19 protein-coding genes and 2 tRNA genes are annotated in these 20,755 nt (G+C 47.1%); 8 read left to right on the top strand and 13 right to left on the bottom strand.

Going from position 1 to position 20,755, the window contains the following annotated elements; genetic code table 11:
- Window positions 1–741 precede the first annotated feature (741 nt).
- Together FD01_RS10145 and FD01_RS10140 are read right to left on the bottom strand one after the other, a co-directional pair.
- Window positions 742–2,052, bottom strand: coding sequence for an aspartate kinase (locus tag FD01_RS10145; protein ID WP_056964085.1), 1,311 nt, complete (start codon window positions 2,050–2,052; stop codon window positions 742–744).
- Window positions 2,036–3,160 carry a homoserine dehydrogenase gene (locus FD01_RS10140; RefSeq protein WP_054717570.1) on the bottom strand — a complete coding sequence of 375 codons (1,125 nt, stop codon included), beginning with the start codon at window positions 3,158–3,160 and terminating at the stop codon, window positions 2,036–2,038. The genes FD01_RS10145 and FD01_RS10140 overlap by 17 nt, the downstream gene beginning before the upstream one ends.
- Before the next feature lie 142 nt (window positions 3,161–3,302).
- On the opposite strand from FD01_RS10140, the gene thrC reads away from it, so the two are divergent.
- Together thrC and thrB are read left to right on the top strand one after the other, a co-directional pair.
- Entirely contained in the window at window positions 3,303–4,751 is a 1,449-nt protein-coding gene (gene thrC / locus FD01_RS10135) for a threonine synthase (RefSeq protein ID WP_054717574.1), read from the top strand.
- Window positions 4,752–4,755: 4 nt separating this feature from the next.
- On the top strand, window positions 4,756–5,652 hold the full coding sequence (gene thrB / locus FD01_RS10130) for a homoserine kinase (RefSeq protein WP_056964083.1): 897 nt from the start codon (window positions 4,756–4,758) through the stop codon (window positions 5,650–5,652).
- Between the two features lie 38 nt (window positions 5,653–5,690).
- On the opposite strand, the gene FD01_RS10125 is transcribed toward thrB, so the two are convergent.
- The 3 genes from FD01_RS10125 to FD01_RS10115 all read right to left on the bottom strand — a co-directional run bounded on the left by FD01_RS10125 (window position 5,691) and on the right by FD01_RS10115 (window position 9,426).
- Window positions 5,691–6,260 (bottom strand): hypothetical protein, encoded by a 570-nt coding sequence (locus tag FD01_RS10125; protein ID WP_054717577.1) that lies wholly within the window; start codon window positions 6,258–6,260, stop codon window positions 5,691–5,693.
- 15 nt (window positions 6,261–6,275) lie between these two features.
- Window positions 6,276–7,034 carry an FtsX-like permease family protein gene (locus FD01_RS10120; protein WP_056964081.1) on the bottom strand — a complete coding sequence of 253 codons (759 nt, stop codon included), beginning with the start codon at window positions 7,032–7,034 and terminating at the stop codon, window positions 6,276–6,278.
- A 136-nt stretch (window positions 7,035–7,170) separates the two neighbouring features.
- Window positions 7,171–9,426 carry an LTA synthase family protein gene (locus FD01_RS10115; protein WP_056964079.1) on the bottom strand — a complete coding sequence of 752 codons (2,256 nt, stop codon included), beginning with the start codon at window positions 9,424–9,426 and terminating at the stop codon, window positions 7,171–7,173.
- A gap of 124 nt (window positions 9,427–9,550) precedes the next feature.
- Here FD01_RS10115 and FD01_RS10110 point away from each other — a divergent pair, with 124 nt between their 5' ends.
- The 3 genes from FD01_RS10110 to FD01_RS10100 all read left to right on the top strand — a co-directional run bounded on the left by FD01_RS10110 (window position 9,551) and on the right by FD01_RS10100 (window position 12,986).
- Entirely contained in the window at window positions 9,551–10,153 is a 603-nt protein-coding gene (locus tag FD01_RS10110) for a VanZ family protein (protein WP_056964077.1), read from the top strand.
- Between the two features lie 514 nt (window positions 10,154–10,667).
- Complete coding sequence (locus FD01_RS10105; RefSeq protein WP_056964075.1) at window positions 10,668–11,519, top strand: GRP family sugar transporter; 852 nt, start codon at window positions 10,668–10,670, stop codon at window positions 11,517–11,519.
- Between the two features lie 126 nt (window positions 11,520–11,645).
- Window positions 11,646–12,986 carry a glucose-6-phosphate isomerase gene (locus FD01_RS10100; RefSeq protein ID WP_056964073.1) on the top strand — a complete coding sequence of 447 codons (1,341 nt, stop codon included), beginning with the start codon at window positions 11,646–11,648 and terminating at the stop codon, window positions 12,984–12,986.
- 166 nt (window positions 12,987–13,152) lie between these two features.
- Here FD01_RS10100 and FD01_RS10095 read toward each other — a convergent pair whose 3' ends face one another.
- Window positions 13,153–13,773 carry a hypothetical protein gene (locus tag FD01_RS10095; protein WP_056964071.1) on the bottom strand — a complete coding sequence of 207 codons (621 nt, stop codon included), beginning with the start codon at window positions 13,771–13,773 and terminating at the stop codon, window positions 13,153–13,155.
- A gap of 234 nt (window positions 13,774–14,007) precedes the next feature.
- Here FD01_RS10095 and FD01_RS10090 point away from each other — a divergent pair, with 234 nt between their 5' ends.
- Window positions 14,008–14,922, top strand: coding sequence for a Gfo/Idh/MocA family protein (locus tag FD01_RS10090; protein ID WP_056964069.1), 915 nt, complete (start codon window positions 14,008–14,010; stop codon window positions 14,920–14,922).
- 32 nt (window positions 14,923–14,954) lie between these two features.
- Here FD01_RS10090 and FD01_RS16855 read toward each other — a convergent pair whose 3' ends face one another.
- The 6 genes from FD01_RS16855 to FD01_RS16665 all read right to left on the bottom strand — a co-directional run bounded on the left by FD01_RS16855 (window position 14,955) and on the right by FD01_RS16665 (window position 18,273).
- The gene (locus FD01_RS16855) at window positions 14,955–15,077 is read right to left on the bottom strand and encodes a hypothetical protein (RefSeq protein ID WP_263862583.1); all 123 of its coding nucleotides are present in this window, start codon (window positions 15,075–15,077) and stop codon (window positions 14,955–14,957) included.
- Window positions 15,078–15,110: 33 nt separating this feature from the next.
- Complete coding sequence (locus FD01_RS10085; RefSeq protein ID WP_152164805.1) at window positions 15,111–15,365, bottom strand: hypothetical protein; 255 nt, start codon at window positions 15,363–15,365, stop codon at window positions 15,111–15,113.
- A gap of 38 nt (window positions 15,366–15,403) precedes the next feature.
- The gene (locus FD01_RS10080; RefSeq protein WP_056964065.1) at window positions 15,404–16,609 is read right to left on the bottom strand and encodes a metal-dependent hydrolase family protein; all 1,206 of its coding nucleotides are present in this window, start codon (window positions 16,607–16,609) and stop codon (window positions 15,404–15,406) included.
- A gap of 775 nt (window positions 16,610–17,384) precedes the next feature.
- A tRNA-Gln gene (locus FD01_RS10070) sits at window positions 17,385–17,455 on the bottom strand.
- A 77-nt stretch (window positions 17,456–17,532) separates the two neighbouring features.
- On the bottom strand, window positions 17,533–18,021 hold the full coding sequence (locus FD01_RS10065; RefSeq protein WP_056964061.1) for a sulfite exporter TauE/SafE family protein: 489 nt from the start codon (window positions 18,019–18,021) through the stop codon (window positions 17,533–17,535).
- A 6-nt stretch (window positions 18,022–18,027) separates the two neighbouring features.
- A complete protein-coding gene (locus FD01_RS16665; protein ID WP_054719825.1) occupies window positions 18,028–18,273 on the bottom strand; it encodes a sulfite exporter TauE/SafE family protein in 246 nt (81 codons plus the stop codon).
- Window positions 18,274–18,346: 73 nt separating this feature from the next.
- On the opposite strand from FD01_RS16665, the gene FD01_RS10055 reads away from it, so the two are divergent.
- Window positions 18,347–18,916 carry a TetR/AcrR family transcriptional regulator gene (locus FD01_RS10055; protein WP_054719822.1) on the top strand — a complete coding sequence of 190 codons (570 nt, stop codon included), beginning with the start codon at window positions 18,347–18,349 and terminating at the stop codon, window positions 18,914–18,916.
- Between the two features lie 104 nt (window positions 18,917–19,020).
- A complete protein-coding gene (locus FD01_RS10050; protein WP_056964059.1) occupies window positions 19,021–20,445 on the top strand; it encodes a C69 family dipeptidase in 1,425 nt (474 codons plus the stop codon).
- Window positions 20,446–20,559: 114 nt separating this feature from the next.
- Here FD01_RS10050 and FD01_RS10045 read toward each other — a convergent pair.
- Window positions 20,560–20,631: transfer RNA gene (locus FD01_RS10045), tRNA-Glu, on the bottom strand.
- Between the last annotated feature and the right edge of the window lie 124 nt (window positions 20,632–20,755).

Below are 20,755 nucleotides of genomic sequence, written 5' to 3'. Positions count from 1 at the left end.
GCCTAAAACTTCCGGCGTTGAAGTGCTCTTCAACACCAAAAATTTTAGACCCAAAAAAGTTTAACACGTGTTGCAAATAGTGACAAGACGGCTAAATCAATCTCGGCTACTCCTTTCCTGAACGAAGGATTGCAAAGACAACTCCAAGCAATTTTTGGTAAGCATAGGTGTCTTTCAGACTAAATTATCTATTTATTATTCTATATAAAATAACAACAGTATCAATACGAAGAGGATTCTAGAATTTGGCATCGAGGAGCATGTCAACACTTTGACATCCTGAAAAATTAGGCTGTCAAAGTTGATCAGTAAGTGAAATCATTGTCGTGGAGTAGCTTCAAACACTAATTTAACGCAATTTAAGCAAAAAAACACCTTCCTGCCGACTAGTAGGAAGGCTTAGATATTAAACGGATGACTAAGCCGCCAATATCTTGTGCTACATCTTATTTTCCAGAATCAGTGTAGCACAATAAGATAACGGATGGCAAGCTTTTATGTTAAAATAACTTTTGCGGCAGAGTGCTGACTCCACTCATTCACCGCCGCCAGAAGTTGGTGAAAATATGTTACATCTCATTTTCCAAGTTAGTTGTGATGTCACGCCGGATCAGTTGCTTCAACTCCTTGCGGGAGTCGGGATAATCGGTGGCGGCGCTCACTTCTTTAAGAAGGCAAAGCACTAACCTAAGAAACGGTTGATCGACCCAGCAAGCGGGGCAACGATCAACCGTTTTTTAGTTACGCGCCAAAATAAGGTTCTGGCGCATTGCGGGTATGCAAGAAATTCTGATAAATCGCGTTTAAAGCCCGCGCATAATCATTGGTTCCCACGCCAATCAACAAGTTGGAATCGCCAGAGTTTTGTGAAACTAAACGTACGGGGATGTTGTTGTCGTCTAAATAGGCGAGCAACCGACCAGCAATGGCAGGGCGTTTAGCTAAACGCTGAGAAATGGTGGAAATCAAGGCGATATTAGTTTGAATTGCCAAATCGTCTGGCGCACATGCACTGACCAAGTCTTTGGCAAGGCGTTGGCGTTTGGCGATATCGATCGTCCCGTGGCAGATCAGATTCAACGTATCAATGGATGTTGGCATGTAAACGACTTTGAGTTCATGGTCAGCCATTACCGACAAGGCTTGTTGCACCACTTCCAAGTGGGCGGCGAGTTGATATTTTTTCAAGGTGATCACTGTGTAATGCCGCCGCCCGGCGATCCCAGTTAACGGGCCATCTAAGTTGCTGGCGCGCACGACTAAGGTGCCAGAATCTTGGGGACGGTTGGTGTTTAGAATGCGAGTAGGGATGCCTTTGGCGCGGACGGGTTGGACAGCGTCTGCTTGAAACACCGCTGCACCCATGAACGTCAATTCGCGCAATTCCGCATAAGTGAGTTCCGCAATGGCTTTGGGTTGATGGACAACCCGCGGATCCGCCATTAAAATGCCAGACACATCGGTCCAGTTTTCATACAAGTCGGCATTCAACAAATTCGCCAACCAGGCACCAGAAATATCAGAGCCACCGCGCGGCATCAAGTGCACACAGCCGGTTTCATCGCCACCATAAAATCCTGGTAAGACAAAGTGCTCCGGTGCCTGCGCTAAGGCATGGGCAGAGGCAGTCGCGTCGAATTGATCACGTTTAAACAACATCACCTTGGTGGCGTCAAGCACTGGCCAGCCGAGGTATTCACCCATTAAGTTTGCCGTAAGGAATTCGCCGCGGCTGACTAAATAGTCGTGATCGTGATGGGCATTCCATTCTTTTTGAATTTCTGAAACTGCCTGATTCAAATCAAATTGTAAATGTAAGGCGGCTTTGATCGGTTCAAGCCTAGCAATCACTTGCTCAAACAACGCTTGATCATCAGAAGCGGCGATGCGCAATAGTAAGTCGGTGAGCTTGACCGGATGATCAGGATCTTTCCCAGCCGCAGAGACGACTAAGTACCGCCGAGCTGGGTCAGCCTTCAAAATAGCCTTAACTTTTGCAAATTGCTCGGCGTTGGCCATAGAAGACCCGCCAAATTTAGAAACTGTCGTCATCAATGGACACCTCCGATGCTAAGCGGTAAGCCGAAGCTTGTGAATCGCGTGCCAAGCGGACGCTGATTTCACCAGCTGTGGTGTTTTCAAGCGTTTGCCAACCTTCAGCGTCGCGCCACAACCAGGTGCCACGCATTAATTCGGCGTCATTGAACAAATCACGGTTAAAATGACGACTTAAATGCGGCACGTTTTGGTCGATGTCGAGGAGATCTTGAATGATCGCGTGTGCGGTAGGTAGTTGGCCGGCACCTTGGCCGAAGAATTGTAATTCGCCAATGGTGTCGCCGACTAAGCGGATCAAGTTGAAGTTATCTGGACAGTTAGCTTCCAAACTATGCTTCGGCACTAAAGTTGGGGCGATCACTGCGGTAAAGCGATGATGATCGCGGACGCTTGAGCCGATCAAGCGAATCGCTAAGTCATGGTCATCAGCCCATTTAATGTCGGCCGCAGTGACATGGCGAATGCCGATGGTCGGCAAGGCGAAATCAGGTGAGGCGTTATAGGCAATCGCACTAGAAATCCGTAATTTATTGGCCACATCGATGCCATCAACATCGGCGGTGGGATCTTTTTCGGCGTAGCCTAACGCTTGCGCTTGGGCTAAGGCGTCTTCAAAGTCAGCGCCAGTTTTGCTCATTTGGTCGAGAATGTAATTGCTCGTGCCATTGAAAATGCCAGAAACGCTGGAGACGTCATCGACGCGAGCGGCGTTTTCCAAGTTTTTCAACCAAGGGATGCCGCCGCCAGTCGTCGCTTCATAATAAAAATGAACCTGGTTGGCAGCTGCGGCTTCGCTGAATTCACGCAAGTAACGCGCCACGACGGCTTTGTTGGCGGTGACGACGTGAAGGCCTGCGTTTAAGGCTTGCATGATATAAGTATGGGCAGGTTCGATGCCACCCATGGTTTCAACGACTGCGTCTAAATCCGGATCTGCCAAGAGTTCGGCGATATCGCTAGTGGCGCGAGGATCGACAGCAACATCGGCAGGCCGAGTGAGCAAGCGGGTGACGGTAAGCGTCTTAGTTTGGTTAGTTTGGGAACTGATAATTTTATCGACGCCTGAGCCAATCGTGCCGTATCCTAAAATTGCAATTTTCATGGCGATCCTCGATTTCTTGTGTTTTAAATCAATAAACACTTGTATTTGAATACTGAACAGATTATCATAACCAGTATGCCATTGCAAATGAAAACTTGGTTGGCCTGAAAATATTTCGCCCAACCGGAAAACGAGGCCCGATATGTATACCAGCACCCGCAACGCCCAACTCCAATTAAATAGCAAAGAAGCGTTGACCCAAGGCTTCGCCACAGATGGTGGGCTGTTTGTTTTACCGACGTTACCAAAAGTTGATTTGGATCAAATGCTGGCAACGAATTATCAAGGGCAAGCGAAAATCGTGTTAAGCGCCTTGTTGCCAGATTTTGAAGCTGAGGTGATCGATCAAGTGGTCACTGAAGCTTATGGAAAACAATGGGATGACGCCCGGATCACCCCACTTCAAAAATTAAACGATCAATATATTTTGGAATTATTCCACGGGCCAACCAGCGCCTTTAAAGATATCGGTTTGCAAGTCTTGCCGCGGTTGTTGCACAATGCTATCGATGCCCAAACCAAAGTCTTGATCCTCGCGGCAACCAGTGGCGACACTGGTAAAGCGGCGTTAGAAGGCTTTAAAGACGTGCCGCAAACTGGGATCGCCACCTTTTATCCCGATGGTGGCGTCAGCCCGATCCAAGAAAAGCAAATGCGGACCACTGGTGGGGAAAATACTCACGTTGCTGCGATCAAAGGCAATTTTGATGACGCGCAAACTGCCGTGAAACAAATGTTGAACAATGCGGAACTCGCAGCCAAACTCGGTTCAGTGAAATTATCCGTGGCCAATTCGATCAACATTGGGCGTTTGGCGCCGCAAGTGGTTTATTACTTCAATGCGTATCAACAATTAGTCCAAGCAGGCGCCATTCAAACTGGCGATGAAATCAACTTCACAGTGCCAACTGGGAACTTCGGGGATGTGTTGGCAGGGTATTATGCGAAATTAATGGGTTTACCGGTTAACAAACTGATCGTCGCGACGAATGCCAATTCTGAAGTGGCGGATTTCTTGAATACAGGCATTTACGATCGCAACCGCGACTTTATTAAAACAGTGTCACCTTCAATGGATATTCAAATTTCCAGTAACTTGGAACGCCTCCTTTTTTATAAGAGTGGTGGTGACAGTGCCTTAGTTGCCAAATTGATGCAAGATTTAGCGGAAACTGGTCGTTATCAAGTGTCTGCGGAATTACTTGATGCGATTCAACAAGATTTTGTCGCCGGATCTGCTAGCGATGATGATGTGCGCGACGCGATCGCTTCAGTGGATTCAAAGGTCGATTACGTGATGGATCCTCACACCGCCAACGGGTATGTGGTGCAACATCAGCTCAATGTGCCAGGGGTTACGGTATTGTTGAGTACCGCCAGTCCGTTTAAGTTCCCGCAAGTCGTAGCAGAAGCCGTGTTAAAGGCACGTTTTGAATCCGGTTTTGACGCCATGGCAGCATTGCGAGAGCAACGCCATTTGACGATCCCAGCCCCATTGGCCCAATTGCAACAATTACCAGAACGGTTTGATACAGTATTGAATCCAGAGGCCATGCCTGAATGGGTCGCGCAACTTGCAAAGGAGATGTGACGCGATGTTTAAAGTAACAGTACCTGCAACCAGTGCAAATCTTGGCGTTGGCTATGATGTGATGGGGTTAGCAGTCGATTTGTATTTAAATGTCGAATTTGCTGCGCAAGCGCAAGGCGTCACAATTTTAGGTGGCGACCCTAAATTTCAAAATGCTGATAATTTGATTTATCAAGCGTTTAAAAAAGGCTGTGCCGCTATCGGCAAGCCTGTGCCTGGCGTCCAAATGACCATCGACTGTGATATTCCAGATGCCCGCGGCTTAGGAAGCTCAGCAGCATGTATCGTCGCTGGATTAGCTGGGGCCAATTATTGGTTTGATTCACCATTAGATGATACTGAATTGTTAGCGTTGGCTACGGAAATGGAAGGCCATCCAGATAATGTCGCGCCAGCAATTTTTGGTGAGCTGACCGCGACGATTATGAATGGTAAGCAGCCAGTGGTCGCGCATTACCAAGTGGCAGACAAGTGGCAACTGGCTGTCGTGATCCCAGATTTGCCGTTAAGTACTGCCAAGGCCCGCGCCGTGTTGCCTAAGTCGATGAGTTATGCGCAAGCCAGCTATCAAATGGGACATTGCACGTTAGCCGCCACGGCCTTGGAACGCGGCGATGGTGCGCTGTTACAAGCAGCCTTACAAGATCAAATGCAAGAACCTTACCGGGCCAGCCTGATCCACGGCTTTACCGAAATCAAAAGCTTAGGGCAACAACTGGGCTTGAATGTCTTGATTTCAGGGGCAGGTTCCACAATACTTGCGATCGGCCAGGATGAACGAAAACTGCAACGCTTTTTACAAGTGGCCAAACGTGAACATCCTACTTGGCGCTGTCAACAAGTCGCGATTCAACAACGCGGCGCTCAGATCTCAGCTTTACAGGAAGTCGCTGAAGCATAAAAAGAAGCCTTTCGATCGTGATGTCGAAAGGCTTCTTTTTATGCGGTCGCGGCGTCATCTAAGCGCGGCGCCACTTGCCAGCTAGTATGCGGATTCGCCTGGATCAAGCCCATATCCGTGGTTAAAATAATCAAGCTTGCGCCAGAGGCAGCGACGGCTTCTTGCGCACTATTCAAAAACAAACGGGTTTCTTGTGCACCCATATTTTCTGGAAAATCTTGCATCAAGAGAAATTGGCGACCGGCCATCAACCCGCGAAAAAGTTGAATGTATAAACTTTGGGCAGGAGACAATTGTGTCGCATCGCCATCTAAAAACAGCGTATCCTTGCGCAAGGCCTCAGGAATCAAGGCAAAGGGGCGATGCTGGCCATTGATCAAAATATTACTACGGACGGTGAGATAAGGCACGATACCAGCATCTTTTTGAGAAATCATGGCCATATTTTTGGTCGCACCGTTTTTGATGAAGGCTTGGGCGTAAGTATCGAAGCATTTAGCCAAGGCTTGCGCGTCAGCAAAGTGAATGTAATACATGCCGGCAGGGGTGAATAAGTTGGTCAAAGCAGCTTCAAAGTGTTTAGATTTTTGGGATTGAAAAATGGCCATTTGACCACCTCCTGATCAATGGTGACGCAAACGTCGGCGCGTGCGCCAAATACTGAAAGAATAAACTATGGTTTGGGGGATCACTAAGGCACAGATCCCGCTTAAAAACGTGGTGGATAAACCGGTAAGCACGGTGTTTTCTGGACGCGGACCGACGCCACGATGTGGCACCACTAAGCTATCTTCTGAAAAGTCCGTAATGCGATGAGCGAAGAGCTTTTTGGTCAACTTGGCAAAGTTTGTAGCCGAGACTTGACCGCTGAGTTGTTGGTCCAAAAGCGTCGCATTGAGCTTGATCAACAGTTGATCTAAGACTTGGGTGAAGCACATCAACACGATCCAAGCAAAGCCGAAGCCGATGACGAACACCACGAGATTTTCAAGCAAGTACTGGCTGATAATGTCGGCACTACTTTTGCCGACTAACAAGTAAGCTGCGGTTTCTTGTTGGCGCTGTTTTGCTAAGAATATCGCAAACCCGAAGGCAATCACTGCTAACGCGATGATGCTCGCCCACCACCAATTGGTATATTGGACGTTGACGCCAGCATAAGCAGTTTGCACGGATTTGATCAAGCGGTCAGCAGATTTGATCGCTGACGTATCGAATTGTTGGAGCCGATTCTTGAAACCAGTTTGGGTGGTGAGATTGAGTTTGGTCGCGGTCAATAAGACCATACTGATGATGGTAAATAAACCACTGACTAGCAACCCGGCGAGATACGGCCGGCGATGGTAGCCGAGTGCTTTGATCGCTCTTTCTAAAAACCGCATGTCGTCACCTCACTGAATGATTTCAGTATAGACGCCAGTTTTGAACAAAATATGAACTTCCAGCGAATTCGGCATGGTTTTAAGATATTTCCCGGGAAATAAAAAAACGAGCCAGCGGATGCTGACTCGCGGGAAATTATTGTTCTTGGTCTTTGGTGCTCGAACTGGATTCGGATGACGAACTGCTGGAACTGCTATTTTTCAATACGCTCTTGGGGAACTTAGTTAAAATGCTAGGGTCGCTTTGCACTTCAGGCGCATCGGTGTGGAAATCGCCAACGGTAGTTTTATCGCCGTTTTGACTGTACAGGGACGTCGATTTGGTGCCAAGCGTCTTTTGCGTTTGCAAGACGTTGGTCAAGCTGTTGGCAAAGTTAGTTTGTTGCGGATCAACTGGAGTGAAGCCTTTTGGTACATAGAAGCGCAACAAGTTTTTTGACGCAACGGTGTCGGATAAACTCAATTCTTCATTGACTTGGTTTTGCTTGGCGTCGAGCTCTTGTTTTAAGCTGGCATTAGGCTTAATCTCTTTGCCGGTACGATTAAGGTAAACCGTATTACCGATCACTGTGTAGCGCGGTGTGACAAAGTTGTGATTGCGAAAGGCGACGGTTTGATCATGTTGCGCCGATAACAAGTCTGTCCCAAATTGCACGTAGTTTTTCGTGTTGACACCCAGCAAGTGAAGTAAGGTCGGCAGGACATCGATTTCCCCACCATAGGTATGCTTGATGCCGCCTTTAAGGCCTTCCATACTGAAAATCAACGGCACGCGCTGCATAGAGGCATCATCAAAGCTGGTCCAATCCGACGCTGATTTACCTAACAATGGCGCAAGCGTGGTGTTGCGGTCGTTTGAAATGCCATAGTGATCGCCATACATCATGACCAGGGAATTCTTGTATAGACCACTGGATTTCAAGTAAGCGAAGAATTCTTTTAACGCGGCGTCTAAATAATGCGCGGTGCGGAAATAACCATTGATCGTCGCATCATCGGTGCCAGCGTCTGGGAAGTCACTATCTTGATCAGAGACATAGAATGGATAGTGGTTGGTGGTGGTGATGATCTTACTATAGAAAGGTTGTTGCAGGCGCTCCATATATTTAATGGTTTCGCCAAACATCAATTTGTCTTTGATCCCATATTCTGTGGTTTGATCCGTGTCTTGGGCGTAGAAGTTGCCATCAAAGAAGTTCTGATATCCCAACGATTTATATACGTTGTCGCGATTCCAGAAACTGCCAGCGCCACCATGGAACACAGCAGTGGAATAGCCTTTGGTTTGATTTAAAATCGCTGGAGCGGCTTCGAAAGTGTTATCCGTGCCAAGCGACGTGAATAAACTCCCAGATTCCAAGCCGAACATGCCGGTTTCCAACATATTTTCCGCGTCTGAGGTTTTGCCGCCGCCGACTTGGTTGAAGAAGTTGTCAAAGCTCAAGGTGTTTTTATCTTTGACCAATGAGTTTAGAAATGGCGTGACTTCTTGACCGTCGATTTTCATGCCGATCAAGAATTGTTGGAAGGATTCCAAGTGAATGATGATCACATTTTTACCATTGGCGACGCCGGCGTATTGGACGTTCGGCGCAGCGTAATGGCTCTTCGTATAATCGAGCACTTTATCCATATCCGACGCGTCGGCGCTGGCCCGGACTTGGGAATTCTGGGCAGTTTTGACGCCGTCGTACAGCGTGAATGGCGCCAAGCCTAAGTATTTAACGATATAGTTGTGATCAAAAGTTCGCGTTAACAAATTCGGGCGATTGAGTTCGGCGACTGCCATATTCACCGCAAATACGGCGACTGCCACAGCAGAAATCGCTTGGGGTAAATGGTAGCGCGGGGCACGTCGATCGAGGCGTAAGCCAAAATGCGGCCAACGCAAGGGTTGACTTTGGAGGTAGCGGAAGATGTTCCACAACGCGTAGCCGATCAAAATCAACACCACCACGATAATATCGATGCCGTATACCACATCCCGCGGGATCATCATATTCATGGAACTGGCGCCGAGGCCTTGGGCAACTTTAGAAACGCCAAGCATGGTGGTGATGGTTAAAAAGTCACTGAATTCGCGATAGTACAAGACATTGGCAAACAATAATAAATTCAATGCCAAATACACCACGATGCCGATTGCATAAGCGCGGCGTGGATGTTTCGGATACATGGCTAGCGACAACAATAAGGCGCTGGTGCCAATGGGATTGAGTAAAAGTAATGCTTGTTGAATGAAGCCTGTCGCCCCTAAACTAAAATCGACATAATAGGCAAAAATCGTTTTTAGCCAGATCAAGCCAAGCAAAATTGCTAAAAAGCCCAATCGCGTGGTGCGCAGGCGTTGGAAAATTTTCAAGAGGAGCCTCCATAAGCCTTTGTCTTCCATATTGTACCTGTGCAGCTGACCTTGGGCAAATTTCCACGGGAGTTTAATAGAAGTCTTAAGTTAATCGCCCTCGTATCCAACTCAGTGGTCGCTCTGTTACAATATGGTCAACGGAGGAGTGCGAATGCTGTTTTTAGGACCCATTTATCGCGCGGTCGCCGACAGTCGCTTAGGCGATGTCAACCATTGGCCGTTATTGCGTTTAGTTTTTTATTCATTAGATAAAACCATTTTATATTTACTGATCGCCTTAGCCGTTCGATATTTGTGGCACTTCCTTCGACATGAGCCGATGAAACTTGGTCATGAGATCAAAGTCGCCCTGTTTATCGCGTACATTATTTTGTTATTAGCGCTGACCGTGTTTCGCGATGTGTACTATCCTTGGCAGTTGGTGTTTCACTGGCATCGCAGTCTTGCCGTCATCAATACCGAACCCTTGGTGCAAACCATCAAGCTTTGGTACGGCACCACGCGGTTTGATTTTTGGTATCAGTCCGTCGGCAATGTGTTGTGGTTTTTGCCTTTTGGTTGGGGGATGGCCAGCTTAACCAAAAGATACGGGTTCTTTCGCGTGGGGATCCGCGGGTTAGCGTTAAGCTTATGTATTGAATGTTTACAATTTCTGCTGATCTCAGGCGTCGCTGACATTGATGATGTGATCTTCAATGTGACTGGAGCACTGTGCGGTTACTGGTTGTATCGGCTATTTCATCCTAGACGCTAGCAGTCGAAACTTGCGGGTTTCGGCTTTTTTTGCGCCGTTTTTTGCCGGGAAGGGGTAAATTTGACTTCAAATTTTGCAAAAGGCGCAAAGCTTGGTATGCTGATGACGACATAAGATAATGGCTGAATTTTCATAGATTCAATAACGAATCAGTTGATACTTAAGTTTTTAAGCTTTCTGAAAGTCGAAAGTTTTCATCCAAGTTAATGAAAACATTCAGTGACACCCGTCAATAATCCGGCGAAAAAGTGCTGATTTATAACTTTTTTTCAGGACTTAACGGGTGGCTGAAAAGAGATACAACCGTTGGCGAGTTTTGGGCGTTTATGCTTGTTAATGACGGAATTGGTCTGTTAACAATAGCGGTTTCAGTATCCGCTTGCATACCCGAAACGGCGCTATTTCAAGGTTGAAATGAAAACGAAATCAAGATAAAATAACTACTTGTGGTTTTTAAATGTAAAATCTTGAAATCCGTAATTTATAAATTTTCTAATTGGAAAGAGGAGAGGTAATGGCGATCATTATTGCACTGATCCCAGCAATCGCATGGGGGTCTATTGGTTTAGTAAGTGGCAAACTTGGCGGTAACGCTTATCAACAAACGTTAGGGATGACTGTCGGGGCCTTGTTCTTCGGCATCGGCACTTGGTTATTTGCGCATCCGGTGATGGATACGAAAGTTTGGCTGTTAGGCATTTTGTCCGGGTTATTCTGGGCTTTAGGACAAAGCCAACAGTTCCAAGCGATGAAATATATCGGGGTTTCCATGACGGTCCCAATGTCCACTGGGATGCAACTGGTGGCTTCTACATTAGCCGGGGCTTTGTTGTTCGGCGAATGGAAAACGGGCAAAATGGTCGCCATGGGCTTGTTAGCCTTAGTTTTACTGGTGGTTGGGGCAACGTTGTCCTCTCGCAAAGAAAAAACTGGCGAATCCAGCGCTTCCGGTAACTATGTCAAAGGGATCCGCACCTTGCTGATTTCGACTGCTGGTTATGCCGGCTACACGATCGTGGTCAACGCCGGTCACCTCGGCGCAACGGCTGTGGTGATGCCACAAGCCGTCGGGATGCTCGTTGGGGCCTTATTGTTCTCTATCGGCCATGACGCCTTTGCCAAAGCCACAGCCAAAAACATCGTTACCGGTTTGTTCTGGGGCACTGGGAATGTGTTCATGTTGATGGCGATGAGTTCTGTCGGCTTGGCGATCGCATACTCGATGTCACAAATGGGGATCGTGATTTCCACTTTCGGTTCCATTTTCTTACTCGGCGAACGCAAGACCCACAAGGAAATGACTTGGGTCACATGGGGCGCAATTTTGATCATTGCCGGTGGCGTGGTCCTCGGAATGATGAAATAATACCTATATAAGAAGCCGTTAATGTGAACATTTACAAAAATGTCGCGTTGGCGGCTTGCTTTTTGAAAGTCTAGTGTTTAAAGTTTAAAATGTAAATGACTGAAAATTTAGGAGGAACGCTGAATAATGGCTACTATTTCATTTGACGCATCAAAGCTGACCCCGTTCGTACATGACAACGAACTTGGCCAAATGCAGGCACTGGTTACTGCCGCAGACAAGGAATTGCGGGAAGGTACTGGCGCTGGCGCCGATTTCCGTGGCTTTTTAGATTTACCAGTGAACTATGATAAGGACGAATTCGCCCGCATCAAAGCCGCTGCTAAAAAGATCCAATCTGATTCTGAAGTATTTGTTGCCATCGGTATTGGTGGTTCCTACTTAGGTGCCCGTATGGCGTTTGACTTCTTGTCACACACCTTCCGCAACTACGAACCAGGCCGTAAGCTTCCAGAAGTTTACTTTGCTGGTAACTCCATTTCTGGTAACTACTTAGCTGATTTGATCGAACAAATCGGCGATCGCGACTTCTCTTTGAACGTGATCTCCAAGTCTGGTACCACTACTGAACCTTCTATCGCCTTCCGCGTATTGAAGGCTAAGTTGATCGAAAAGTATGGTAAAGAAGCAGCCAAGGGCCGTATCTATGCCACGACTGATCGCGCTAAAGGCGCTTTGAAGTCCGAATCCGACGCTGAAGGCTACGAAGAATTCGTTGTGCCTGATGACTTAGGTGGTCGTTACTCTGTACTTTCTGCTGTTGGCTTGTTGCCAATCGCCGTTGCCGGTGGTGACATCGACAAACTCATGGAAGGCGCTGCTGCCGGCCGTGAAGAATACAAGTCCGATGATTTGGCAGAAAACCAAGCTTATCAATATGCTGCTTACCGCAACATTTTGTACCGCAAGGGCTTCACCACTGAATTGCTTGAAAACTACGAACCAACCTTGCAATACCTTGGCGAATGGTGGAAGCAATTAATGGGCGAATCCGAAGGTAAAGACCAAAAGGGTATCTACCCATCAAGCGCCAACTTCACCACTGACTTGCACTCCTTGGGCCAATACATCCAAGAAGGCTTGCGCAACTTGATGGAAACTGTGGTTTGGGTTGAAAACCCAGCCAAGGATGTCACCATCCCAGTTGAAAAAGGCTCCCTTGATGGCCTTGAATTCCTCGAAGGCAAGAAGATGTCTTACGTTAACCGTAAAGCCTACGAAGGCGTTGTCTTAGCCCATACCGATGGTGGTGTGCCAGTCATGACTGTCTCCATCGACAAGCAAGACGAATTCACGTTAGGCTACTTGATCTCCTTCTTCGAATACGCTGTTGCGGTTTCTGGTTACTTGAACGGTATCAATCCATTCAACCAACCAGGTGTTGAAGCATACAAGCGCAACATGTTTGGTTTGCTTGGCAAGCCTGGCTACGAAGATTTGACTAAAGAATTAAACGCTCGCCTGTAATTTTATAGTTGAGTGAATAAAAGCCCCAGCATCAAGTTCGCCGGTTAACGGTGAGCTGATGCTGGGGCTTTTTATTAGTGAGATATTCAAAAATGACTTCGTGGTCAAAAGTCGCTAAAAGCATGGTGAAGATGAATTGTTGAATTCTAGTGTAAAAGTATTGTGATTATCGTTTGGTAAAGTTAGCAGATGACATGCCAGCGATAACAATTTGATCTCCCTTTTTCAATTTGACATTGATTTTTGGAACTTCGCCAGAAGAAGTGTCAGTGCCAAGAATTTCGTTCACTTCAGTTCCAAAGGGATTTTTTGGATGAATGAAGAAATTACCTGAAGTCCCATTAGCAGCGGAGACGGTATATTTTCCCTTTTTAATATCTTTGCCAACAGTCCAGTATCCGGTACCTAGCTTGGTCGTGTTCTTTTTGTTACGGACAGTTACAGGTACGAAATGAGCGGATGTCATCCCTGAGATTTCAACTTGATCGCCTTTTTTAAAGGTTGCAGTCACTGAAGGCGTTTCTGATACGTCATCTGTACCGAGAATTTCATTCACATCCTGCCCGCTAGATTTTTTTGGATGGTTAAAGAAATTACCGCTTCCTGAAGTTGCACTTACAGTATAACGACCTGCTTTTACGTCTTCGCCAACAGTGTACGTTCCTGGAATCAAGGTTGCTTCTTGTGCTTTGGCTTGGGTGGTGATCGATGGGACTGTGATTGCACCAAGTCCAAGTGAAAACGTTGCTAGGAAGACTCCTAGTAGCGTTTTGATTGATTTTTTCATTACGGTTCCCCCAAAATTTATTCCCAACAGCTTTTAACGTGGATCAGGTCGCACATCAACTCTCACTAATTATTTATTATAAACCGTGGGCAGATCAAGTGCTATTAATTCGTGTTCAGATCATCTGCGCACGATGCAGCAAAATTTGACTTTTCTTAAGGATAGAGACGTCATACTTGTACCAGCTCTCGCCTTGTGCTAGCGTGAAAGTAATAAATCAGAATGGGTGATCGTATGTTAAATATTGGTGTCGTCGGACTGGGCAACATTGCACAAAAGGCTTATCTGCCAGTTTATGCGGAATTACAAGATCAAGCGCAGTTTTATTTGGTCAGTCGCGACTTGCAAAAAGTGACCCAGATCGCCAACAAGTACCACATGGTGGCAGCTGGCACCGATTTGGATGCGCTGGATAACCTGCAACTCGACGCTGTTATGATCCATGCGGCTACCAGCGTGCATTATGAAATGGTGAAGCACTTTTTGGCGCGAAATGTGAATGTCTATGTCGATAAGCCTTTGGCCACCAATATGGATCAAGTCACCGAATTGTACTTGTTGGCCGCTCAACATCAAAAGTTGTTAACCGTGGGCTTTAATCGCCGTTTTGCGCCAGCGATCAAGACGTTGATCGATATGCCAGAAAAGAATCTGATCACGGTCACTAAAAATCGCGTTGCCAGTCCTCAACCACCAAAAGAAGCCATTTTTGACTTGCTGATCCATCCATTGGATACAGCATTAGCTTTGGCTGGTTTCCCAAGTGAACCAACTGCGCGCTATACAATGCATGCAGACAAAGACGGTGCGTTGGAACAAGCGTCTGTGACCTTTATGGGTAGCGGGATGCGCGGCGAAGCGTCGATCAATATGGTTGCTGGTACCAACTTGGAAGAAGCCACAGTAGGTACGCCAAATGGCTTATTTCGGGTGCAAGACTTGGCAACCAGTCACACCTATCACGGGACGAGTCATACAGAAATCGCCAGTCCTGATTGGCAGCCAATGTTAGAAACGCGCGGCTTTGCGCCATTGGTACGGGCATTCTTTGACGCGGTAGCCAACTCAGGTGAAAACCCAGTCGCGCCAGCAACGAGTCGTTTGACACATCAATTACTTTGCGATATGGTGGCACAACTGCAAGCCTAAGCATTAAAAAAACCGACGCATAGTCGGTTTTTTTAGTGCTTCTTGCTTTTGATAATGACTAAAATGCCACTGGCCATGGCGATGGCACTAGATACCAGTGAGACTGCGCCAGCCGCAGTGGCGACGATGCCCCAAGGTTTCGTGTTATGTTTCATGATCGGCCTCCAAGCGTTTTCCCCATTGTAAAATTAATCAGCGTAAGGCGCAAGGAGGCGCTGCCAAGTGTCGGCATCTTCAGTGGGGCAGGCATCAGAAATCGCTGAATCTAGCGTGACGTTGCCATCGGCGGACACGGCATAAGCGATGAACACCGCTGGCATAGCGTCTTCGTCGAGACTATGGATCTGCCCGATATGACCGGGTTTGAGGTGACTTTGAAAATGTTCAACTGCTTGGGTCAACGACATGGGTTTGACAACATCAGAACATTGATAACGCATCATCAACACCTCCTGCATTAAGCATAGCAAAATTCAAGGGACTAGTGCACGCGGGAACCATTTTGGAAAACTTGTTTGTCAGTTTGCATCAACGCATGAATATCTGTGAGCGGATCTTTGGCTAAGACTAGAAAGTCTGCAGCATGACCTGGTTGCAAGGTGCCGCGTTGCTGGTCAACTTTCAACAACTGGGCAGCTTTGATTGTTGCGCCTTGCATCGCTTGTAAAGTAGTGGCGCCGCATTCGTCCACCCATAACGCGAGTTCTTCTTGCGTCCCGCGATCAAAACGATTGAATGGCGTGCCAGCATCTGTACCACACACTACGTTCAAATCCGTTTTGAAGACCATTTTCAAATGATCAAAAAAGTCGTCGCGTACGGCATCATTTTTGCGGGTCATATATGCGGGTAACGTTTCGCGGCCGTAGCGGCTGATGGCCACTGGCGCATTAAGAGTTGGCACTAAGTATTGATGATGGGCGATCATCGATTGGACTTGGTGTTCGTCGATGTAAATGCCGTGTTCGATCGAATCCACACCAGCGTCTAAGGCATTTTGAATGCCGGCGTGGCCTTGAGCATGAGCGGCGACGGTACGATGTTTGTTGTGGGCTTCTTCGACAGCCACAGCCATTTCTGGTACGGTCAGTGCAGTGTCATCAATTGAATCATTGGGGGACATGACGCCACCAGTCGCCATGACCTTGATATTATCGGCGCCGAGCTTGATCGCTGTGCGCACGGCTTTGCGCATTTCGTCAGGGGAGTCGACGAGATAAGACATGTTGCTTTCTCCGTTGACGCCTTCGACAAAATCACCATGGCCGCCTGTCATCGACATTGGTCGGCCACTGGGGACGATGGTCGGCAGGGGTTCACCGACTTGTTTGCCAAGTTGTTTGAGTTTGATATCGACATTAAAGGCACAACCACAATCGCGCACGGTGGTCACCCCTGCGGCTAGTAGTTGGCGTGCCGCTTTGATGGCATTGACGGCGACTTCAGTTTCGCTGCGATGGTCTAAATTGTTGCGCTCTGGATCCATCGACAAGTGCACATGTGCGTTGATCAAGCCCGGGATGACAGTTTGGCCATTTAAATCAACTAAGTCATCCTCTGGTTGTAATGGCGCATCGCCAGTTCCTGTTGCTGTGATCTTACCAGCTGCCACGCCAAACCAAGCATTTGAGGTAGTGGCTTTTTCGGTGCCGGTCCATAAATTGCAATTCGTGTAGTAAGTTGTCATCTCATCGCCTCAAACGTCACGGTACGCCAAGGCAAGGGACGTGTCAATCAAATGATGAGGCAATTGAAGAAACACTTTTGTGGCCCAATAGAAAATATATACCAATTTATATTTTTAAAAAATGTGATCTATTATACGGCAATTTGCTTTAGTGTCATGATACGAAACACTTAAATCTTTTTTTCTTGCGTTTTTGCTTTTTCGGTGGTACATTATCGCTAGGAGAAGTGATCAGCTTAGCGCAGGCTGACCGTACCACTTCACGCTGCGGGGGAAGACCCAAAGCTAAACCAATGAGACGATCCCACAGTAGCTTGGGCTTAACTGTCGAATGCTGCTGGATCTCTAGTTTCAGAGTGCCGGCATAGAAGGGTCTCACTTGGGTGGACTCATATCAGTAACTGCTGGGAGAACCATCCTCATGGCAACATGGGAAGCCAGTCGACGACTGTGTGCGAAAGGCAATGCTAGCTGATTAGCAATGAAAGGGCTAAGGGCCAAGAACCCAAGGCTCGCAGTAGCGTACTTGAGCAATAATTGGTTGAACTGCATGAACGTAATTGAATTGGCGTTAAAGCCGCAGGTCCACGAAATAGGCAACTGTTTCGTGGATTTGTTGTGCCTTGGAATATATCGTGCCATTGAGGTTAAAAACTGCTGACGGGTTGGGCAATCGTTGGCTGATGCGAGATTGTTTCTCACGAAATGAGACATCAAAAAAGCCGTCATCTCAATGCTTTTCAGCATCGGGATGACGGCTTCATTCGTTCTTTAATTGGGTAGATAGGGATCGAACCTATGATTATGGATTCAGAGTCCACTGCGTTACCACTTCGCTACTACCCAATAAGTTTTTCAACAAGAAATAGTTTACAAAAAATCCACTGAACTGTCAATGTAAATTTACTCGCTGAAAGCCTGATTTAGAACACCGTGATCAACATTTTCACGCCAAAAAAGATCACGACGATGCCTAGAAAGATTCCTAATGGCCGGTCCAATTTCTTGAAATCGATACGCGTTAACACTAATGGCGTCGAAATCGAGCCAATAATGGCACCAATCATCAGCGTCAGTCCTGCCGACCAAGCAATTGAACTGGTTAACAAGTGGCTGATAAAGCCGACGAACGACATAGCACATAGCACATAGGTCGTAGTCCCGGCTGCTTCAAAGGTCGTCAGTCCCATCATCGATAAGCCAGCAACAGTTGTGGCGCCACCACTGAGCCCACCTAATCCCACCATCAAACCGCTGAGAATCCCCAATAAATAGGCAATCAATGAGCTTCGATGCGGACGGGAAGGTGTTTGTTGGTGGCGAAGATTCTTTCGTAGCACGATCAAGCCCATGACCGTCAAAAGTAAGCCGATTACGATGGTGTAGCTTTTTTCAGGAATATAGCGGCTCAATAGCGTTCAGATAATGATGCTTGGAACTGCGGCGATGATGAGCTGATTCCCGATTTTGAAATGAACGTTGTGAATATGAATTTGCGTGAGCGTGCCAAAAAATAAAGCGGGTAACGCGACAAATAATGAAGTTGAAACAGCAGTCGCGGTGCTTAGTTGACCGCTTAAAACGCCGAGATAAAGCGAAGCACCGCCGCCACCGATCAAACTGACAAAGATTCCGATCAACAAACCGAATAAAATATTTTCCAAATGATCGCCTCCAGAACAATCCTCGTGTATAATAAACGGAGAGATGTCCGTTTGTCAACTGGAAAGGATCAATATGCGTCAAGATGCGATCGAAAATCAACAAGAAATTCTCAAATGTGCCAAGCAATTATTTGCCGAAAAAGGGGTGCAGGCAGTCAGCATGAATCTCATTGCCAAAACCTTAGGCATCGGTGCAGGCACCTTGTATCGGCACTATGCCAACAAATCGATGTTGTGTATGGCGTTGGTTTATGACGACTTGGCCCAGTTTATTGAAACTAGCCAGCAGTATTTGGCGCAGGATCATCACACGCCGCGGCATCACTTCGAGCAGATTTTAACCTGGTATCTTAAATTTCGAGAAGCCAACAAAGCCTTATTAATGGATGTCGATGCTGGTAATGTGGCCACTAGCGGGAGTTATTTTTATACCAGTGAAAGTTATCAGGCTGTGGTGGGCGTTTTTGCTGAAGTCTTGGCGGACAATTCCCCTGAGCTCAATCAACAAGCTTGCCAGTTTCGTGCCGATATGTTGATCGCGATGCTGAAAAGTGATGCCTATGCGTATCAGCGCCATACGCGACATCTTGATCAACAGCAGCTGGTCACCGCGATCACGGCTTTATTTTTAGCGGCGTCATGATGGTGGCAACCGGTTTACGTGGAGATTACGGTTGTGTAACGCAGGTGCCAAAACCGCAAAGTGGGGGTACACTTAAGGAAGACTTTGGAAAAGAGGGGCACTATATGAAAATTGAATCAGCCTGCACGTCGATTTTGGTCGGGAAAAACGCTAGCATCGATGGCACAACCATGATTGCGCGCAACGACGACACTTTCCACGTTTTATCCCCACATCGTTTTTACATGCATCCCGCATGGAAAGGGGAAAAAGGCTTAACGGTCAAATCCCCACTCAACAAGTTTGAAGCGACTTTGCCAGAAAACGGCTACCGCTACAACGCTGTGCCAAACGTGGACACGGAACATGAAGGTGACTACGAAGAAAGCGGCATTAACGAAAAGAATGTCGCCATGTCCGCCACTGAATCCACTTATGGCAATGAACGGGCGTTGGGGTACGATCCGTTAGTGGTCGACGGGTTGGATGAAGACTTGATGGTCAACATGGTGTTACCATTCATCGAATCTGCGCGCCATGGGGTCGAATACTTAGGCCAATTGATCAAACAATATGGCTCACCTGCTGGCAACTCGGTACTATTCTCTGATAAAGACAACGTTTGGTATATGGAAATCGTCACTGGCCATCACTGGGTGGCCCAACGCATTCCAGATGATGCTTATGCTGTCGCTGCTAACCAAGTGGCCATTCAACAAGTCGACTTCAACGATCCAGACAACTTTATCTGGAGTGAAGGTATTCAAGAATTCGTTGAAGAACATCACTTGAACACCGACAAGGAAGGCTTCAACTTCCGCCACATTTTTGGCACGATGAATGAAAAAGATCGCCATTACAACACGCCTCGCGTTTGGTATGCGCACACGATCTTAAGCCCAGATCTGGACGATCCGCAAAATCCAGAATCTGCCGACTTGCCATTCATTATGCACACTAACCACTTGATCACACGTGAAGACATCGCTCAAGTGCTCGGCTCTCACTACAACGAAACCGAATTTGATCCATTGGGCCACGGCTCTGACGCAGACAAGTATTGTTATCGTCCGATCGGCTTAAACCGCACGCAAAACTCTCATATTTTGCAAGCCCGCGACGGAGCCGAAAGCATCATGTGGTTGAACATTGGGGTGCCAACGTACAGTCCATATGTGCCGTTTTACACCAATGCGCAAGATACGGATCCTTCCTACAATCAAACGCCAATGGAATTTGACGTGGATAAGGATTCCGCTTACTGGATGCATCGCGAACTTGGGATGTTAGTGGAAAGCCACTACAACCACTTCATCCAACAAAACCGCGATTACTTGACGGAACTCAATCGCCGCTTCCGCGTGCATATCGCAGAAACTGATGCCGCCACGGCAGAATTAACTGGTGATGAATTGACTGAAGCGTTGACCGCAGCCAACTACAAGTTAGTGGCGATGGTCAAAGCGGAGACCAAGAAGCAAATTGCCAGTTACGTCATGCAAGGGCTTGAATTGAGCAAGTTGACCTTCAACATGGATAAGAACCTGTAATTTCAAGAGAAGAATGAGAAGTCAAAGCCGAGTGCTTTGGCTTTTTTTCTTGAGCGAAAAAAGCTCCGAAACGCTGAATTATCAACGTTTCGGAGCTTTCATTTTAGTTTAAGATCACCCGTACGGGAGTCGAACCCGTGATTCTTGGCTGAGAACCAAGCGTCTTAACCACTTGACCAACGGGCAATAAGCGCGATCAAGAACACTAAACAGTTTACAGGATTATCCAAAATTGTCAAGTATCCTCGGCGCTAAGTATGTGTCAAGTCTTTCTCGGTTCCACTAATTGAACTATTCTTTTTTGCTCGAC

It is taken from the genome of Lacticaseibacillus manihotivorans DSM 13343 = JCM 12514 (assembly GCF_001435035.1).
Lineage (GTDB): Bacteria > Bacillota > Bacilli > Lactobacillales > Lactobacillaceae > Lacticaseibacillus > Lacticaseibacillus manihotivorans.
The sequence above is the reverse complement of the archived record's forward strand: the minus strand, read 5'-3'. Positions and strand labels throughout refer to the sequence as shown.